Origin of the sequence: Providencia sp. 2023EL-00965 (genome assembly GCF_033550225.1) — a bacterium.
GTDB lineage: Bacteria > Pseudomonadota > Gammaproteobacteria > Enterobacterales > Enterobacteriaceae > Providencia > Providencia manganoxydans.
The window spans coordinates 1-16719 of record NZ_JAWUEH010000004.1 but is presented as its reverse complement, the minus strand read 5'-3'; the positions used below and the strand labels follow the sequence as shown (position 1 = coordinate 16719).

General features: G+C 37.0%; 13 protein-coding genes, 1 tRNA gene and 1 pseudogene. 6 read left to right on the top strand and 9 right to left on the bottom strand.

The window, feature by feature from the left end; all coding sequences use genetic code 11:
• Window positions 1-37: 37 nt before the first annotated feature.
• Both SC428_RS06790 and SC428_RS06785 read right to left on the bottom strand, forming a co-directional pair.
• Window positions 38-916, bottom strand: coding sequence for a hypothetical protein (locus SC428_RS06790; protein ID WP_318706525.1), 879 nt, complete (start codon window positions 914-916; stop codon window positions 38-40).
• A gap of 173 nt (window positions 917-1089) precedes the next feature.
• The gene (locus SC428_RS06785; RefSeq protein ID WP_140181549.1) at window positions 1090-1398 is read right to left on the bottom strand and encodes a DUF5339 domain-containing protein; all 309 of its coding nucleotides are present in this window, start codon (window positions 1396-1398) and stop codon (window positions 1090-1092) included.
• A gap of 1167 nt (window positions 1399-2565) precedes the next feature.
• Between SC428_RS06785 and fliZ the strand changes: the two genes are divergently transcribed.
• Complete coding sequence (fliZ, locus tag SC428_RS06780; protein WP_070924709.1) at window positions 2566-3078, top strand: flagella biosynthesis regulatory protein FliZ; 513 nt, start codon at window positions 2566-2568, stop codon at window positions 3076-3078.
• A gap of 289 nt (window positions 3079-3367) precedes the next feature.
• Here the strand turns inward: fliZ and putA are convergent, their stop codons facing one another.
• Window positions 3368-7351 (bottom strand): trifunctional transcriptional regulator/proline dehydrogenase/L-glutamate gamma-semialdehyde dehydrogenase, encoded by a 3984-nt coding sequence (gene putA / locus SC428_RS06775; RefSeq protein ID WP_272580861.1) that lies wholly within the window; start codon window positions 7349-7351, stop codon window positions 3368-3370.
• Window positions 7352-7975: 624 nt separating this feature from the next.
• Between putA and putP the strand changes: the two genes are divergently transcribed.
• Window positions 7976-9460, top strand: coding sequence for a sodium/proline symporter PutP (gene putP / locus SC428_RS06770; protein WP_070924705.1), 1485 nt, complete (start codon window positions 7976-7978; stop codon window positions 9458-9460).
• 67 nt (window positions 9461-9527) lie between these two features.
• Here putP and cycA read toward each other — a convergent pair whose 3' ends face one another.
• Complete coding sequence (cycA, locus tag SC428_RS06765; protein WP_318706515.1) at window positions 9528-10931, bottom strand: D-serine/D-alanine/glycine transporter; 1404 nt, start codon at window positions 10929-10931, stop codon at window positions 9528-9530.
• Between the two features lie 252 nt (window positions 10932-11183).
• Here cycA and SC428_RS06760 point away from each other — a divergent pair.
• Window positions 11184-11256: transfer RNA gene (locus SC428_RS06760), tRNA-Lys, on the top strand.
• A gap of 1233 nt (window positions 11257-12489) precedes the next feature.
• Window positions 12490-12813, top strand: coding sequence for a peptidase (locus tag SC428_RS06755; protein WP_254679770.1), 324 nt, complete (start codon window positions 12490-12492; stop codon window positions 12811-12813).
• Window positions 12814-12940: 127 nt separating this feature from the next.
• On the opposite strand, the gene SC428_RS06750 is transcribed toward SC428_RS06755, so the two are convergent.
• Window positions 12941-13309 carry a hypothetical protein gene (locus SC428_RS06750; RefSeq protein ID WP_318706512.1) on the bottom strand — a complete coding sequence of 123 codons (369 nt, stop codon included), beginning with the start codon at window positions 13307-13309 and terminating at the stop codon, window positions 12941-12943.
• Between the two features lie 543 nt (window positions 13310-13852).
• On the opposite strand from SC428_RS06750, the gene SC428_RS06745 reads away from it, so the two are divergent.
• Entirely contained in the window at window positions 13853-13975 is a 123-nt protein-coding gene (locus SC428_RS06745) for a hypothetical protein (protein ID WP_318706510.1), read from the top strand.
• Window positions 13976-14051: 76 nt separating this feature from the next.
• Here the strand turns inward: SC428_RS06745 and SC428_RS06740 are convergent, their stop codons facing one another.
• Window positions 14052-14459 (bottom strand): hypothetical protein, encoded by a 408-nt coding sequence (locus SC428_RS06740; protein ID WP_318706508.1) that lies wholly within the window; start codon window positions 14457-14459, stop codon window positions 14052-14054.
• A 9-nt stretch (window positions 14460-14468) separates the two neighbouring features.
• Window positions 14469-14813, bottom strand: coding sequence for a hypothetical protein (locus tag SC428_RS06735; RefSeq protein ID WP_318706506.1), 345 nt, complete (start codon window positions 14811-14813; stop codon window positions 14469-14471).
• Window positions 14814-14995: 182 nt separating this feature from the next.
• Here SC428_RS06735 and SC428_RS06730 point away from each other — a divergent pair, with 182 nt between their 5' ends.
• Window positions 14996-15280: a SymE family type I addiction module toxin gene (locus SC428_RS06730; protein ID WP_318706953.1), complete on the top strand. Its 285-nt coding sequence runs from the start codon at window positions 14996-14998 to the stop codon at window positions 15278-15280.
• A gap of 84 nt (window positions 15281-15364) precedes the next feature.
• Here SC428_RS06730 and SC428_RS06725 read toward each other — a convergent pair whose 3' ends face one another.
• The gene (locus tag SC428_RS06725; RefSeq protein WP_318706504.1) at window positions 15365-16060 is read right to left on the bottom strand and encodes a hypothetical protein; all 696 of its coding nucleotides are present in this window, start codon (window positions 16058-16060) and stop codon (window positions 15365-15367) included.
• A 324-nt stretch (window positions 16061-16384) separates the two neighbouring features.
• A pseudogene (locus SC428_RS06720) lies at window positions 16385-16591 on the bottom strand (RHS repeat-associated core domain-containing protein); the annotation flags it as partial.
• Window positions 16592-16719: the final 128 nt, after the last annotated feature.

Genomic DNA, 16719 nt, shown 5'->3' with positions numbered 1-16719 from the left:
AATAATATGGGTAAATTAACATGGTGCTTTTTTTGTTCTAATCGTGGCATGGTTTAGGTTCAATTTTATTTTGTTTTATACTTTCAATAAATTCTCTATGAGCTATTTCAAGAGTATCATTGTGGAACTGATACAGAGAAAAATTTTCATCTCCTGTTTTTCTGATTATCTCTTGAGTTAAAATTTCATTTGTAAGTATTTCGGTGATTTCACGAACAATATTTAACTGAGGATTATAATAAATGGGTTTTTTCTTAGCACAATCTTGGGCGACTTTAGGGTATAATATTCGATAAATACCGCATTCAGATGCGGCATTCAAATTGATGTTTTGTAACTCTGGGAATTTTTCTTGTAATGTTTTTATGATTTTAGTTCTAATTTCTAGAATCTGTTCTTTATTAAAAGAATAATTTTCAATAAAAAATTTGATTATATTATCTATAGTTATATTTATTGTTCTTGATATAGTAATGTTTTTTTCGGAATCCAACATTTCACTATTATACTTTTCTATATCATCGTTAAAATGTTCACTCGTATTTTCTGCTTTAAGTTTCACATAGTGGTTATTTTCACACTTAATGTTTTTGATGCAATAGAACGCCTTATTTTTAAGTGATGTTCCTGCTGCTTCTGTCAAAATTGTACTTGTGGTGTTAGGCTGTGTTATTCCATCAATAAAACATTTCTTCTTGCTTTTGGTCACTATTTTTAATAAATCATTCAGATAGTAGGTTACTTTTCCTCCTTTGACAGGGAAGGTGTAAGCATAATTTATGTTGTGTAGATTTCTGATATTTTTAATATATTGTTTTTTATCAGGTGTATAAGTTGAACGAGTTGTATCAAAAAGATGATGTTTCTTCTGATAATATTCTTTAAATGTGATTAAGTCATAGTGATTGATAATCATAAAATACCATTATGTATTGAAATTTTAACCAATATAAAATAAATGATTACAGAATGGCTTTCATAAATGGATGTTACGGAGGGGGGAGATTTAGGTGAGCGGTTTTAACAATGCTGTTTTATGTGTTGAAAAAAATGGAGCCCTATGGCCCCATTTTTATGGCGATCGGATTATTACAGGCCTAACGCAGACTTCATTTGTTTCATTGCGTCAATACCTTGTTGGCAAGCTTTGTCTTGCTGATCTTTAGGTAGTGCTGCAACTTGTTTTTTACCTTCTTCCAGTTGACCTTTCATAGCATCTAACTGAGCTTTCGCTTGTGGGTTTTCAGATGCTTTAGAAATCAGTGCATCAACTTCAGCGAAGTAAGCATTACAAGTTTCAGTTGCACCAGCAACTTCAGGTTTTTTCTCTTCATCTGAACATGCTGTAATAGCCAATGCCATTAAACCCATACCACAAGCTAGAATTAACTTTTTCATAATCAACCTTAAAATTATTAGTTATTGAAGTAGCAAAATCGAGTATATAAGAGTTCGCTTTAATATCAAATGTAACAAATCCTAAAAAATAATTCGTTAAATCGGTCATAAGCTAGTATTAAATGCAGATTATATTTGGAATGAATTTGTTATTTAGTGTTTTAATCCAAAAAATGCTGTTTTTTTATAGTAAAGAATAAAGACTTACTATGATGAAAAAATGTTCTATTGACTATCATCTAATGATAAATCTTCTTTATTGGTTTTTTACAGAGTGAAAGATTATTTTTATGTGGATTAGTCTACCTAAGATTATCTAAAAAATTTTCCTTGATTAAGCCATTTATTTATTCACAAATATTTTACAGAACACTTAGCCTCTTAATATCGATTTTCAGTATAAAATAAACACAAAGTTTCTCTGGTTAATAAATATAAAATCAGTAAATATACCTAGATAGGTTGAATGATGTACTGTTTTTTATAATGGAAAATAACGTATAAGCTATGGATTGAATATAACTTTTCACCATAAACTATAACTATTTTGCATATAGTCAGAAAATAAATTCATATAATAAATCTAGCTTAGTGTGTAAAAAAAAATTTACATTTTATTTTTTATAGCTGCTTAATGTATATTTAAAAAATAAACAGCTATTGAAACAATAGTTAAATTTTAGTTATGTTAAGTGAGCTGGTTCACAATTTTACTATTTTAATGCTCAATGTCCTATCAAACTGATTTTTAAATCAAATTATTATTGAATGCATTGTTGATTATCGGGTAAAGTCTTGAGCTTAGTGGTTGGTATAGTTAGTGTCTGATAATGCTTTATTCATTTTTGTCGGTATGAAAAGACAATAAATGACTGGTTTAATAGGTTGACGCTAAATGAAATTCGTACCACACTCTAGTCTTCGCAGAAATTCGCCAAAGAGCGATAGACGCGATAGAATGCAATTCACTTAGGGAAAAACAGTACATACAGTGTATTTTTAGTATGAACTCATTCCTTAAGTAAAAGCAAAAGAACTTGATACAGAGTCATCTGTATCAATATGTCACATAGCGGATAATAATAATGTTATGGGCATATTCAGTATGTAATGTGACATGTCACATTACTATTTTAATTTTAGACTTACACACAGGGCTTTATCATCATGTCTGCTTCTATTGTTAAGAAACGGCCGCTGAGTCGTTATATCAAAGACTTTAAACACAGCCAAACTCATTGTGCGCACTGCCATAAAACACTGGATCGTATCTCTCTCGTCTTTAACGATGCTATCTTGAATAAAGAAGCGATTGCTGAGATGACAGAGCTAGTCGATGAAGGTGCTTGGCTTGATTTACAAGATAAATTTACCGCACTTTGTCGTTTTTGTAGTGAAATTTACTGCAATAGCGATACTGATTTCTTTGACATTATGTCATTTAAACAGTACTTGTTTTTACAGACTGAAATGAGCCATAGTACCGTTCGTGAATATGTTGTTCGTTTGCGCCGTCTTGATGAACTCCTCTCATCATCAAACTTTTCCATGAAAGAGTTCACAGCGAGCAAAATCCAAGAACAATTAAGCGATAGAATGACCGAATCTGCATTCAGTAATTACAATATTGCTTTACGTAAATATGAGCAATATTTGTTCTGGGAATCAGAAAAGAACTAATTATTAGCTGCGAATTAAGTTAACTACTTATTCAAAGTAAAATAATTAAATTGTTTAGGGTGTCCTTAAAGGGCACCTTTTTGTTTTTGTAAGTCTCTATGATATAAAAAATCATCAATTGAGATTTTATATCTCGTTTGAATTATCATATTTAGAGTAAGTATTAACCACAATATCAGTCCATAAAAAATAACAATTTTATTTTTTATGGACTGATATTGTTATTAAGATTAGAAATAATATATTTAATAATGCCTGAGCCTAAAGATATTAGACTCAGGCTAATTGATTAACCGATAGTCATTAAGCTTGCATTACCACCAGCTGCCGCGGTGTTAACACTTAATGAACGCTCATGAACTAATCTTTCTAGCAGTAAGTTAGTTTCGCCACGTTCAAACCCTTGGACTGAAATAATAGGTCCTTTACGTTGAGCAATGGTTTCACATACCGTTTTAAGTTGATCACTGTCACCATGATAGATAACGGCCTCAATGTGTTGGCTATGCTCAGACCAATTTTTGCTTATTGAAACAGTATGACGAACTTTTTCTGGTAGTGCTTTATACAAGCGCTGATGCATTTCACTTTCCGGCCATAACGCTTGGCAACCATTTGCCAATACCCCAGCTAGCTGGATCAAGCAATCTTTTTCATTGTCACTGAGACAAAGAATTACGCCTCGTGGTGTTAAAGTATAAGTGTTTCGTTCACCTGTAGGACCAGGTAATAGACGTGAAGTGCCTGCCTGAGCTTGGCGAGCAAATCGCTCTAACACGGCAGGTTCAACACCATATTCTTGCTTCTCTGACCATGTTGAGAAGGTGTCAAAGGTTTCAAGTAGAATAGGGCGAGCACTTGCATCCATAGGCAATTCATTGTCTTGTCTTTCTAATGTACGGCAGACTGCATTGTCAGGACGTTCACTGAGTAAACGATACAAGTACAATGGACCACCTGCTTTAGGACCCGTTCCAGATAGACCTTCTCCGCCAAATGGTTGTACACCAACGACGGCACCTACCATATTACGGTTGACATAAAGGTTACCGACTTTCGCTTTCGCCACGACTTGGTTGATGGTTTCATCGATGCGTGTATGTACACCTAATGTTAACCCGTAGCCAGCAGCATTAATTTGATCGACCAATTCTTTAAGTTCTTCACGTTTAAAGCGGATCACATGTAGCACAGGGCCAAAAATTTCTTTTTTCAACTCAGAGACATTGTCTAATTCAATCAAAGTTGGTTTAACATAAGTGCCTTCTTGCTGCTCGCGATGATCATCTAAGCTATTGAATGCTGCTTGGAAAACCTCTTTACCTTTACTGCGCATTTGTTGAATGTGCTGCTCAATATTCTCTTTGGCTTCACTGTCAATAACAGGACCAATATCAGTAGAAAGATGCTCAGGATTGCCCATGCGACACTCTTCCATTGCGCCTTTCAACATACGTATGGTGCGATCTGCAACATCCTCTTGAATACAAAGGATACGTAGAGCAGAGCAGCGTTGACCCGCACTATCAAATGCAGATGCAACAACATCAGTCACAACTTGTTCTGTCAGAGCCGATGAATCGACGATCATGGCATTTAAGCCACCTGTTTCAGCAATTAATGGTGTTGGGCGGCCTTGAGCATCCAGTCTGCCTGCAATATTACGCTGTAGTAAGCCTGCAACCTCAGTTGAACCCGTGAACATCACGCCGCGAACTCGATGGTCGCCGACTAATTTCGCACCAATTGTTTCACCTTTACCGGGTAAAAATTGCAACACTTCCCGTGGGATACCCGCTTGATGCAACATTGATACAGCAATTGAGCCAATAATCGGGGTTTGTTCAGCCGGTTTGGCTAACACAGTATTACCTGCGGCTAGAGCAGCTGCGATTTGGCCAGTGAAAATCGCCAGTGGAAAGTTCCATGGGCTGATACAAACGACTGGGCCTAATGGGCGATGGGTATTGTTATCGAAATCATCTCTGACTTGTGTCGCATAATAATTAAGGAAATCAACCGCTTCACGTACCTCAGAAATGGCGTTAGCATAGGTTTTTCCTGCTTCTCGAACTAAAATATCCAGCAACGACTGTAATTGTTGCTCCATAATATCGGCAGCACGTAATAAAATTGCTGCGCGCTCTGATGGTGGCGTCGCAAACCAAATGGCTCCTGCATCGCTGGCAATGTTGAGTGCATGATCAGCCTCTTCAACGGTTGCCTCACGTACCTGACCGACAATATCGGCGTGGCAAGCAGGGTTAATGACAGGGTAAGCCGCTTCTGCCGCGACAGTGGCTTTAAATTCCCCACCTAATAATGGTTGTGCTAATTTTTCCTGCATTGCAGCGGTCAATAGCGCACTAGAGAGGGAAGCTAGGCGATGCTCATTGGACATATCTAGACCCATTGAGTTAACTCGGCGTTTGCCATATAGGTCACGAGGTAGCGCAATTTTTGGATGTGGTAAGCCTATTTGCCCTTCAGTTTTGGACATTTCTAAAACATCTTTTACGGGATCAGCAACCAGCTCATCAAGAGGGATCGTCGTATCAGCGATTCGGTTAACGAAAGAAGTATTGGCACCATTTTCTAATAAACGGCGTACTAAATAGGCTAATAATGTTTCATGCGTTCCTACAGGCGCATAAATACGGCAAGGTCGATTGAGTTTACCATCCGCAACTTTACCAACCACTTGCTCATATAAAGGTTCACCCATTCCATGTAGACATTGGAACTCATATTGACCTGGATAGTAGTTTTTACCTGCAAGTTGATAAATTGCAGCCAGTGTATGTGCGTTATGAGTCGCAAATTGAGGGTAAATCAGGTTAGGAACGGATAACAATTTGCGAGCGCAAGCGAGATAAGAAACATCAGTATAGACTTTACGTGTATAAACTGGGTAGCCTTCTAATCCATCCATTTGAGCGCGCTTAATTTCGCTATCCCAATAAGCCCCTTTTACGAGTCGGATCATCAAACGGCGTTTACTACGCTCAGCAAGATCAATAATTGAATCAATCACAAATGGGCAGCGTTTCTGATAGGCTTGAATAACGAAGCCAATACCGTTCCAACCCGCTAGCTGTGGTTCAAAACACAATTTTTCCAACAGGTCGAGGGAGATCTCTAAGCGATCGGCTTCTTCTGCATCGATATTAATTCCTACATCGTATTGGTGTGCTTGCAGTACCAGTGATAATAAGCGTGGATACAGCTCTTCCATCACACGTGAATATTGGGCTCTGCTATAGCGTGGATGCAATGCTGATAATTTGATGGAAATACCAGGACCTTCATATATACCACGACCGTTAGAGGCTTTACCGATAGCGTGGATCGCTTGTTGATAAGACACCATATAGTCTTGAGCGTCTTTTTCAGTGAGTGCAGCTTCACCTAGCATATCGTAAGAGTAGCGGAAACCCTTTTCTTCGAGTTTTCGTGCATTAGCCAAGGCTTGAGCAATAGTTTCGCCTGTTACAAATTGTTCACCCATCAAACGCATGGCCATATCAACGCCTTTACGGACAAGTGGCTCACCACTTTTACTGATGATCCGGTTTAAAGAGCTAGAGAGTTTGGCTTCATTGTGAGTAGAAACTAATTTACCTGTAAACAATAAACCCCAAGTTGCCGCATTCACAAACATTGAGCTACTTTGCCCTAAATGGGATTGCCAATTACCCGTGCTGATTTTATCGCGGATCAAGGCATCGCGAGTGGCTTTGTCTGGAATGCGTAGCAATGCTTCTGCTAGGCACATTAGTGCAACACCTTCTTGTGAAGAAAGAGAAAATTCTTGCAATAGGCCCTGCACCAGCCCTGAACGGCCAATACCATTTTTTTGGTTACGCAGTTTTTCCGCGATAGAGTAGGCTAATTTATGTGCGGCATCGGCTTGCTCAGGAGGCAGCTGTGCTTGTTGTAATAACATAGGCAGAGCTTGAGTTTCTGGAATACGATAAGCAGATGTTATCGCTGAACGTTTAACCGATTGGGGTAAAATATGCTCAGCAAAATCCAAAAATGGCTGATAATTTGATTCAGTTAATGATTCTTCTTCTGAAATTGGATTGTCTTTGCTATCTTGTCCCGTGGAAATTTCAGGGATGAATTGCGCATTATCCAGTTGTTCAAGGTAATTGAATATAGCCTGTTTAATTAACCAATGTGGTGTGCGATCAAGACGCTGAGCAGCAGTTTTAATGCGTTCACGAGTTGCCTCATCAAGTCTGACACCCATAGTTGTTGTACTACTCATCCCTATTTCCTCAAATGATTGATACTCTTCATTTTTCAAGCTGTAGTGCACTCACTCGCACCAGTCACATACATTGTATGTCCTAGTGGTTCGTTCATTAACGATACGTTGAATTATTTAGAGTATGTAAGAGTAAGAAAACAATAAAGTTACACCTTAATAGCACCATGTTGCAACTTTGTGCAACATTGTTAAAGCCAATTCTAACCGAAGTGTGAAATATATCGTATTTTTATTGGTTAAATTGGATGGTTGATAGGTGAATTAATAAATTTTCAATTTAAATCATTGTGTTATTTGTGATTTGCCTTTAGAGCATAAGTTAATCAATCTATTGGTTAAATTATCAAAATTGTAACATTTGTGATACAGATATCGTTTATGGAACAAAATAACGTTAATTTCTTGTTAAATTGAAATGAGTTTGTCTAGCATGCAGGTGTAATCTTTTTAATTAAAAAGTGCAACACAATAAAATCACAATACACATAATATTTATTATTTAATTTGCAGATGTGCAATTAAGTGCAACAAATCAAAAAATATCACTGCTTAATAAATATAAATCCCAAATATTTTTATAAATAGGATAGGCGGGAAACAACAATTCTATGGAGAAGGCGAATGACCGTAAGCACTCCGATGATCATTATGTTCATCGTATACATTACTGGCATGTTACTTATTGGCTACTTAGCTTATCGCTCAACAAAAAACTTTGATGACTATATTCTTGGTGGGCGAAGTTTAGGAAGTGTTGTCACCGCATTATCAGCAGGGGCCTCAGATATGAGTGGCTGGCTGCTAATGGGGTTACCTGGCGCTATCTTCTTAGCGGGTATCTCAGAAAGTTGGATTGCCATTGGTTTGAGCTTAGGAGCTTATCTAAACTGGCTATTCGTAGCAGGTCGGCTACGGGTTCAAACTGAAAAGAATAATAACGCGCTCACATTACCTGATTATTTTACGAGCCGTTTTGAAGATAAGAGCAAAATCTTACGTATTATTTCTGCTGTTGTTATTCTTGTATTCTTCACTATCTATTGTGCTTCTGGCGTCGTTGCTGGTGGATTGCTATTCGAAAGCACATTCAATATTAGTTATGAAAAAGCGATGTGGTTAGGGGCATTGGCAACAATTGCTTATACCTTCCTAGGGGGCTTCTTAGCGGTAAGTTGGACTGACACCGTTCAAGCTTCATTAATGATCTTTGCTTTGATTTTAACGCCTATTGTGATCATTTTTTCATTAGGGGGTTTAGATACCGCGGTTGAGGTAATTAAAGCGAAAAACCCTGAATATTTAGATATGTTTAAGGGGCTAAACTTTGTCGCTATTATTTCTCTACTAGGTTGGGGACTGGGGTATTTCGGGCAGCCACATATTTTAGCGCGCTTTATGGCGGCGGATTCTCATCGCACCATACGTTCTGCTCGTCGTATCAGTATGACATGGATGATCTTATGTCTGGGCGGAACAACTGCGGTTGGTTTCTTTGGGATTGCTTATTTTGAGATGAACCCTGCGTTGGCTTCCTCAGTGATGGGGAATAATGAGCGGATCTTTATGGAACTTGCAGGCATCTTATTTAATCCATGGATTGCAGGTATTTTACTATCAGCAATTTTAGCGGCCGTGATGAGTACTTTAAGTTGCCAATTATTAGTATGTGCAAGTGCCTTAACAGAAGATCTATACAAACCTTTCGTCCGTAAAAATGCCAGCCAAAAAGAGTTAGTTTGGGTAGGGCGCTTTATGGTGCTGTTAGTGGCTGCGATTGCTATCTATATTGCACGTGATCCTAATAGCAAAGTGCTTGCTTTAGTCAGTAACGCATGGGCAGGGTTTGGTGCCGCATTCGGTCCAGTTGTTCTGATGTCAGTGTTATGGAAACGCATGACGCGTACAGGTGCGCTTGCTGGTATGGTTGTGGGGGCAGTGACTGTGCTGGTGTGGATGAAATTCAAATGGTTCGGACTGTACGAAATTATTCCAGGCTTCATTTTAGCGACGATTGCGATTGTCGTCGTCAGCCTACTAACCAAAGCACCAAGTGCAGCGGCTCAGGCTCGATTTGAAGAAGCAGAAGCAGAGTATAAAACAAAGTAAATAATTACATAAATGAAAGGCCGAATGCTCATTGCGCATTCGGCCTTTTTCTTGCTATTTAAATGGATTATTGTGCTTTTTTGTGGCGTTTAGCGAAATGGTAACCGATGAACAAGATAATAAACCATATTGGCGTGGCAATTAGCGCCTGCCTAGTATCGTGCTGGAATGCTAATATGATCACCATAAATACAAAGAAAGCTAGGCAAATCCACGACATCACAATCCCTGCGGGCATTTTATAGTGTGATGCTTTATGCAGCTGCGGACGATGTTTTCTAAACTTAAGATAGCTAAGTAGGATCATGCTCCAGATAAACATAAACAAGATCGCAGACACTGTGGTAACCAGTGTAAAAGCATGCATGATATCTGGAATAAAATAGATCAGTACAATACCAAAGCTTAAGCAAATACAGGTAAAAATCAGCCCTGTTGCGGGTACAGCCTTGCTTGATAAACGGCTAAATTGCTTCGGTGCATCACCTTCTTTGGATAAACCAAACAACATACGGCTAGTCGAAAAAACACCACTGTTAGCAGAAGAGGCCGCTGATGTGAGCACCACAAAGTTAACCACACTGGCGGCAGCAGGCAAGCTAATGAGTACAAACATTTCAACAAACGGGCTCTTGTCCGCTAAAATCGTGCGCCATGGTGTGACCGCCATAATTACAATCAGTGATAATACATAAAATGCAATGATCCTAAATGGGATGGCGTTAATTGCTCTTGGCAATGATTTTTCAGGATCACGAGTTTCAGCTGCTGCGGTGCCCACCAGTTCTATCCCTACAAAGGCAAAGATAGCGATTTGGAAGCCAGCAAAGAAACCACTGATCCCCATAGGGAACATCCCACCATCATTCCAGATATTGCTCAAAGAAGCGGTATGACCTGCGGGTGATTGGAAATTCATGGCAATTAATGTTCCACCAACAGCGATCAAGCCAACAATGGCAACAATTTTGATCATGGCAAACCAGAACTCAAGCTCACCAAATAATCTGACTGAGACTAAATTCAGGGTCAATAATGTTACTACACAAATAAATGAGGTAACCCATTCAGGGAAATCGGGTACCCAGAAACTGACATACGATGTGATAGCAACAATATCGGCAATTCCTGTGATCACCCAACAGAACCAATAAGTCCAGCCGACGAAAAAGCCAGCCCACGGACCAATCAGATCAGCGGAGAAATCACTAAAAGATTTGTAGTTGAGATTTGAAAGTAGTAACTCCCCCATTGCTCGCATAACAAAAAATAACATAAAGCCGATAATCATATAGACAAAAATGATTGATGGCCCAGCAAGAGAAATCGTTTTACCTGACCCCATAAACAAACCTGTTCCAATAGCGCCACCAATGGCGATCAGTTGGATATGTCGATTGCTGAGGCTACGTTTTAGCTGATTGCGATCAGCTGAAGAATGCGTTGGGATTGCGGGTTGATTTTCTTCCATATATATCGATCCAAGGCGGTTAGTAATGTGCAGTCACAGTGTATTTTTAGTTGTGTGACGGTGTTTGCATAAAATATTGTGACACAAATCTCAATTAGAGTAAGGAAAACTTAACTTACAATCATCGAAGTGGCGATATCTTAATCTAACAATAACATTGAATTAACATTAGTAACTAAAATTTAATTATCTAAGTAAAAATAGCAGAATAATATTGACTGTATGAAATTGAAGGCGTTAAATAAATTCAATGGGTTGTTAGCTCAGTTGGCAGAGCGGTTGACTCTTAATCATTAGGTCGGGGGTTCGAGCCCCCCACAACCCACTAAGTTTTTCAATGGGTTATGAGTTATTCATGTTACTAACCAGTGTCACTTGGGACATAATCGAGACAGCTATCACAAAACTACTCGATTTTTGGTGCAAGCTAGCCAAGTGTAGACCAGTATTTTCTTCCCTGAGTATTTCTTTCAATATTGATAATGCATCTAAACCAAGTGAGTCGATACTCTGATATAATAAATTTATCTAAGTTGAATGAGTTTATTAGCATGAGATTATCAATGTTGTTTATAGCTATTTTTTTGTCTACATCTGCAATTTCGGCTAATCAGTGTCAATTGGATGATATTTGTTTGTCATTTAAAACCGATAAAAATGAATTTTCTGTCTCCTGTAGAGACATAAGCTCTGTAAGTATTACTTCTAGATTTCAAAGTCGAGATTCGATATCTATTGAAATGTCTGAAAAAATTGACATGTTAGATTTTGTTAAACAAAATCAATATACTATAGCCACATTCAGTATATTAGGTTATGAATATGATAAGTTGAGATTGGATAGCTATCTTAAAAATAAAGTGAGAATACCCCTCAATAATAGCCCCAAACTTGAGCTTGTTAATAAATTAATTGATTGTGTACATTTACTAAATAAGTGATTTAAATATTATAAATCGAAAAAAATTAACTTTTTAATTAAAAACACTAAATTGTGATGGCCAGTATAGGCTTGCAATCATCGTTTAGGATAGTTTTTTATCCATTATAAAATGTTTTATAGTAATTTTACTTTTTCTATGACATGAAAGGTTAAGAAATGATGAATATTATTGTGAGTTTTTACAAGTAAGTTTCAACTAAACGTTAAGAAATACAGTTATTATTTAATTAAGATAAAAGTTTAATATCTTTTATTAAAATTAAATAGGGCTTAAATGTTATGCGTAAATTAGCTCATCATTATACGTTATCTAAAATAATTATCATCACTGAATTTTACAGTGAGCTCGTTTACAATGAGGCTACGTTAGGAATAACGTGGGAACTATCATGAACTGGAAAAGGGTAGCCCTTATTTTAGTTGGAGTTATGATACTAGGCGGCTTATTAAATTGGCTAATCACCGAGAATCGACAGCTAATAAATGAGAATAAATCATTAACAAAAGAACTTGCAGCATTAGAGTTAATAAGTAAAGTCACTCGGTCTACGATCATTCTTCACTATCAAGTCTCACTCCACAATATTAAAGCAAAGCAACGTGAGGACTCAGAGTATGTCAAGGTTAAGACTGTTATCAAAACAATACTCAAAGATAATGAATGTGCTAATACTGCCGTGCCTGATGATGTTATTAACGGGTTGCACAACTACAAAAGAGGTATTAGTGCCCGTTCAACCAGTACCGATCCCAGTACATCTAACCGCTGATTGTGAGCAACCTGATATTCCAGAAAAAATGAATTGGAAAGATATGCCGCTATTGCTAGTAGATGCAATGAATTCAATTGCCAAGTGCAACTTAGATAAAAAAGCAATTCGAGAAATTGAATCGGAGAGGGTAGCTAATAGTATATTTAAAAGTGATAAAGATAATTAATATCGAAGGAAGTTGATGAGATTAGGTCATTTAGATACTGATATTTCATTATTTTTCTAAACTTATCTATAAATGAAGTGGCTATAAATTAAATAAATACATAAACTTTAAAAAATACATTAAAAAATCAATTTAAAAATGAAACATTAATTCTATCTACATAAATTCTCACATACTTATTTTCATAAAATGATAACTCATACAATAAATCATGTTGTAATATTGTATTACATACAATGAGTTTGTTTTCGAATAGATATCCATTCAATTCATATGCAAATGAACTCTCAATTTGTTTTGGTACTGAATCAGTAGATAACTCAGCGCTTATTTCATCAAAAATTTCAAGCTCAAGCGTAACTAAATAAACGCTATTCAATTGTATTGGTCTACTAAGTTCACTGATAAAACATGTTAATACAATTTCACCAAGAGAAATTGTTACTTCTTCTTCAATATCAGGATTCAGTGCAATGACTTTTGCATAATATTTCATATTTTATAATTCAATAGGGTTAGGTGAGTATATGCATTCTAGTATCTATATCATAATGGTGATTTGATATAGATATCAACAGCGCTTTTTTTGAGTAGTTGTCGACCATTGGCATTGTAAAAATGGTTTTTATGGCCTTTGAGGGCTTTACGGCGAATGACCTGACTATCTTGCTGCTCCTGCACGAGTTAAAGAATGACGGCATGAACACTGTCGGGCTGGGGGCAGTTAGGTTTAAGTTCGCATCGTACTGAAAACGTTCATATTGGTTACGTCGTTCAGAGCTGTATTGGGTTTCAGTGATGTATTCATAGTTGGTCGTGGATAAACATTGATGATTGAAACCATCATCAAGCCACTCACTTTATTCAATGATCACCCCCGAAGAGTTAGCACTCCAGTTTCAGGCCATCAGTTTGATAGAGTCTGAGCAGCAGGCAGTGATTAAGCAGCAGAACAAATAAAGCCACAACACAGCCGGCAATACACCTTAAAGGGCACTAGTTAAAAGAGGTCGGTTTTGAGACAGGTTTCACCTTTACCATGAAAATCTTAAATGGCTGTTTGGTATTAATCCCCGACAGCGAAGACACCCGAGCGATAAAACAGCAAAACCAACAGCAGCAAGCGCAACTGAGTGAGATAAAAACTCAATGCGCGAGCTGATGGCGGAGTATATTGGCAGCTAAACAGCAAACTGAACGACTTCTTAAAAATGAAGTAAGCTATCATTTTTTTAGGCTTACTTCATATCATTAAAGGAATATAATATCTTTTTTAGAGTGAAATAAAAATCATTTATACTTTGCAAATCAGATTCTATTTCGTAGATTAAAGATGATTCTTCCATCATATCGTTTATTAGACAACCTTTGAGCGTTACTTTACCTGATGTATTAAGAGAAAAATTAATATCTACATTTCCATCATCATTTATAAAACCGATATTATCAGTTTTATACGATACCAACGCTTCTAGTGATACAATGAAATCTTCCATTCTTTCGCGCGATGATTCAAATTTGACTTTTGCATTATACCAATTAGATCTTATTGATATAAAAGCAGATAGATAATCACCGTTGAACTTAAATTCATTTAAAGTCAAATAATGCCCCTCGGTATCAAATATTGTTGCTTCTAATTTCATATTATTCCCTTAATCTAATCTTGGAATATCTTCGAGTTTCAGATCCCAACCAAAACTTCGACTTCGTTGTCCCCAGTTAGTGGTGCTGATCATACCCTTACGGCTAATTTTTCCGTCTCTGACCACTATGTTATATATGACATCTTTCCCGTTTTTAGTTCCTAACATTGCATAGCCGAGATCACCACTACTTAATACAGTTGGTTCAGTTTTTAAAATTTGTTGGTCAAAACTAAATGAGAAACTATGTCCGTCTGGATTTTCAACAGCACGTTGCCTAATTCGAGGCTCATATTCAGGAACAGTTGAATTTTGGAGTAACTTATCACGATAATCACCTGATAACCCAAACAAATCGACCTAACCCATTGGATCGTGCACATACCCATACGGATTCCCCCCAACATCCCGACTCCTCGCAAGCCCCGTTACGCCTCACTTTTTAAAGAACATTCTTTCTCAACCAAAAATTTCCGATGCAGACTTTTATGATCTTAACGGATGCGCCTCGTTCTGTCAGATAATTTAGCTAAGCAATCAAAGTCCCCGAAAACCGAGCGTTATTACACCGTGGCTATGCCCCGAACGGCAGCAGAGCAACACCACCGCTGGCGATAAACCTAAAAGGGCACTGGCTAAAAGACGCAGGTTTTGAGACTGGCTTCATCTTTACCGTCAAAATTCTAAACGGCTGTTTGGTATTAATCCCCGATAGCGAAGATATACGAGCGATGAAGCAGCAGAAGCAACAACAGCAGGCGCAACTAAGTGAGGTCAGGTTGCGCTTGTGTGAATTGACGATGGAATATTCAAACGACTAAAAGTTGAATTGAGCAAGTCAAAAAAGTAAGCCAGAAGATCTGATACATTTTCTGGTTTGTTAGTTAACTTAAATAAGGTTTAAATTATTCTAGTATGATATTAAAATAATCATTTAATAATACTAATATATCCTCTGAAGAGGATTGATAATAATCTTCAGGTACAGTGTTATCAATGGCCTTAAAAGAAATAAAGCTATCTTTCCAAATAAGATTTATTTTTTTATCTATAGTATCATTTAGTATATCATAGACGGCGTTTAAACTGCTTCCTATATAGCCATAGTTACCGAAAATAGAATATCCCAACTCACAGTAAAATGAGTAATAGTCATGTATGTATTTACCCTCAATTACAATTACTTCATTTTTGATTTTTTTTTGGAATCCATTCTTTAAATAACTAGCTGAAATATACTTTTTTTTTGCACATCCTCTCATATCTAGCCAGATTCGTTTATTATCATTTAAAGAGAACTCTAGCGTTGATAATGCGCCAAATTCATACATTCCTGACGAAATATTCACATCAACTACTAAATTGCCATTACACACGTAAAAATCATTTAAATAAAAATCAAAATCCAATCTACCATCGAATAAATCACACTTAAGTGAATAGTATCCATTTTTATTTAAATTTATATTTAATTCATTCACATCCATAAAAGTATAAGAACATTTATCCTTCATGCCTGTGTAGTCGTAACATTCGACTAAGCCATTAAAAGACAACACTAACTCATCGCAATTATTAAATATTTTATATTGACCATTCATTATAGCTCCTTATCATTCTGTTTTTTTGATAATAACATCGAATATTCTGTCATAATGGTCATTACTAAAACCAACCTGAGTTTTACCATTACCTAAGTCTTTCGTAAGTATTCTAAGGTCGTTGTTTCCAGGAATAACTTCCCATTCTAATGCACCTTTCCATCTAGCCTGAGCTACATTTCCTCTACCTTGGAATATAGTTTGCGTTCCTGTTTGTCGGTTAATTCTTGGTATTCCTTTTCCATTAAAAATATCATTTATAGCTTTATTCATAGCTTCAAGCTGATGAGGTTTAGGTGGATTATTTTTAGGTGTGCTTTTAAGTGTGCCAGTAAGTTCATTACAGCACTCACCCGCCAACCCAAACGGATCGACCCAACCTACTGGATTATGCACATACCCATACGGATTCAACCCACCGAGCAGCCCGATGGGATCGGGTGAAATATACTGTCCGCTGTCTTTATCATAATAGCGAAAGCGGTTGTAATACAAGCCTGTTTCGTTATCTTCGAATTGTCCGGCAAAGCGATGTCACTGATCATGTAAAACTGATCCACTAACGATCATAGAAAACTGAGCCACTTGGTATTATCCGTACATTTTTGTACGGGGAATTTATGATTACCAAGGAGATATTTGTGGATATTCATGTTCGC

Coding starts and splice junctions, on each gene's coding strand:
- SC428_RS06790 (WP_318706525.1), bottom strand. CDS start 916: ATGATTATCAATCACTATGACTTAATCACATTTAAAGAATATTATCAG.
- SC428_RS06785 (WP_140181549.1), bottom strand. CDS start 1,398: ATGAAAAAGTTAATTCTAGCTTGTGGTATGGGTTTAATGGCATTGGCT.
- fliZ (WP_070924709.1), top strand. CDS start 2,566: ATGTCTGCTTCTATTGTTAAGAAACGGCCGCTGAGTCGTTATATCAAA.
- putA (WP_272580861.1), bottom strand. CDS start 7,351: ATGAGTAGTACAACAACTATGGGTGTCAGACTTGATGAGGCAACTCGT.
- putP (WP_070924705.1), top strand. CDS start 7,976: ATGACCGTAAGCACTCCGATGATCATTATGTTCATCGTATACATTACT.
- cycA (WP_318706515.1), bottom strand. CDS start 10,931: ATGGAAGAAAATCAACCCGCAATCCCAACGCATTCTTCAGCTGATCGC.
- SC428_RS06755 (WP_254679770.1), top strand. CDS start 12,490: ATGTCAAGGTTAAGACTGTTATCAAAACAATACTCAAAGATAATGAAT.
- SC428_RS06750 (WP_318706512.1), bottom strand. CDS start 13,309: ATGAAATATTATGCAAAAGTCATTGCACTGAATCCTGATATTGAAGAA.
- SC428_RS06745 (WP_318706510.1), top strand. CDS start 13,853: ATGAAAATCTTAAATGGCTGTTTGGTATTAATCCCCGACAGCGAAGAC.
- SC428_RS06740 (WP_318706508.1), bottom strand. CDS start 14,459: ATGAAATTAGAAGCAACAATATTTGATACCGAGGGGCATTATTTGACT.
- SC428_RS06725 (WP_318706504.1), bottom strand. CDS start 16,060: ATGAATGGTCAATATAAAATATTTAATAATTGCGATGAGTTAGTGTTG.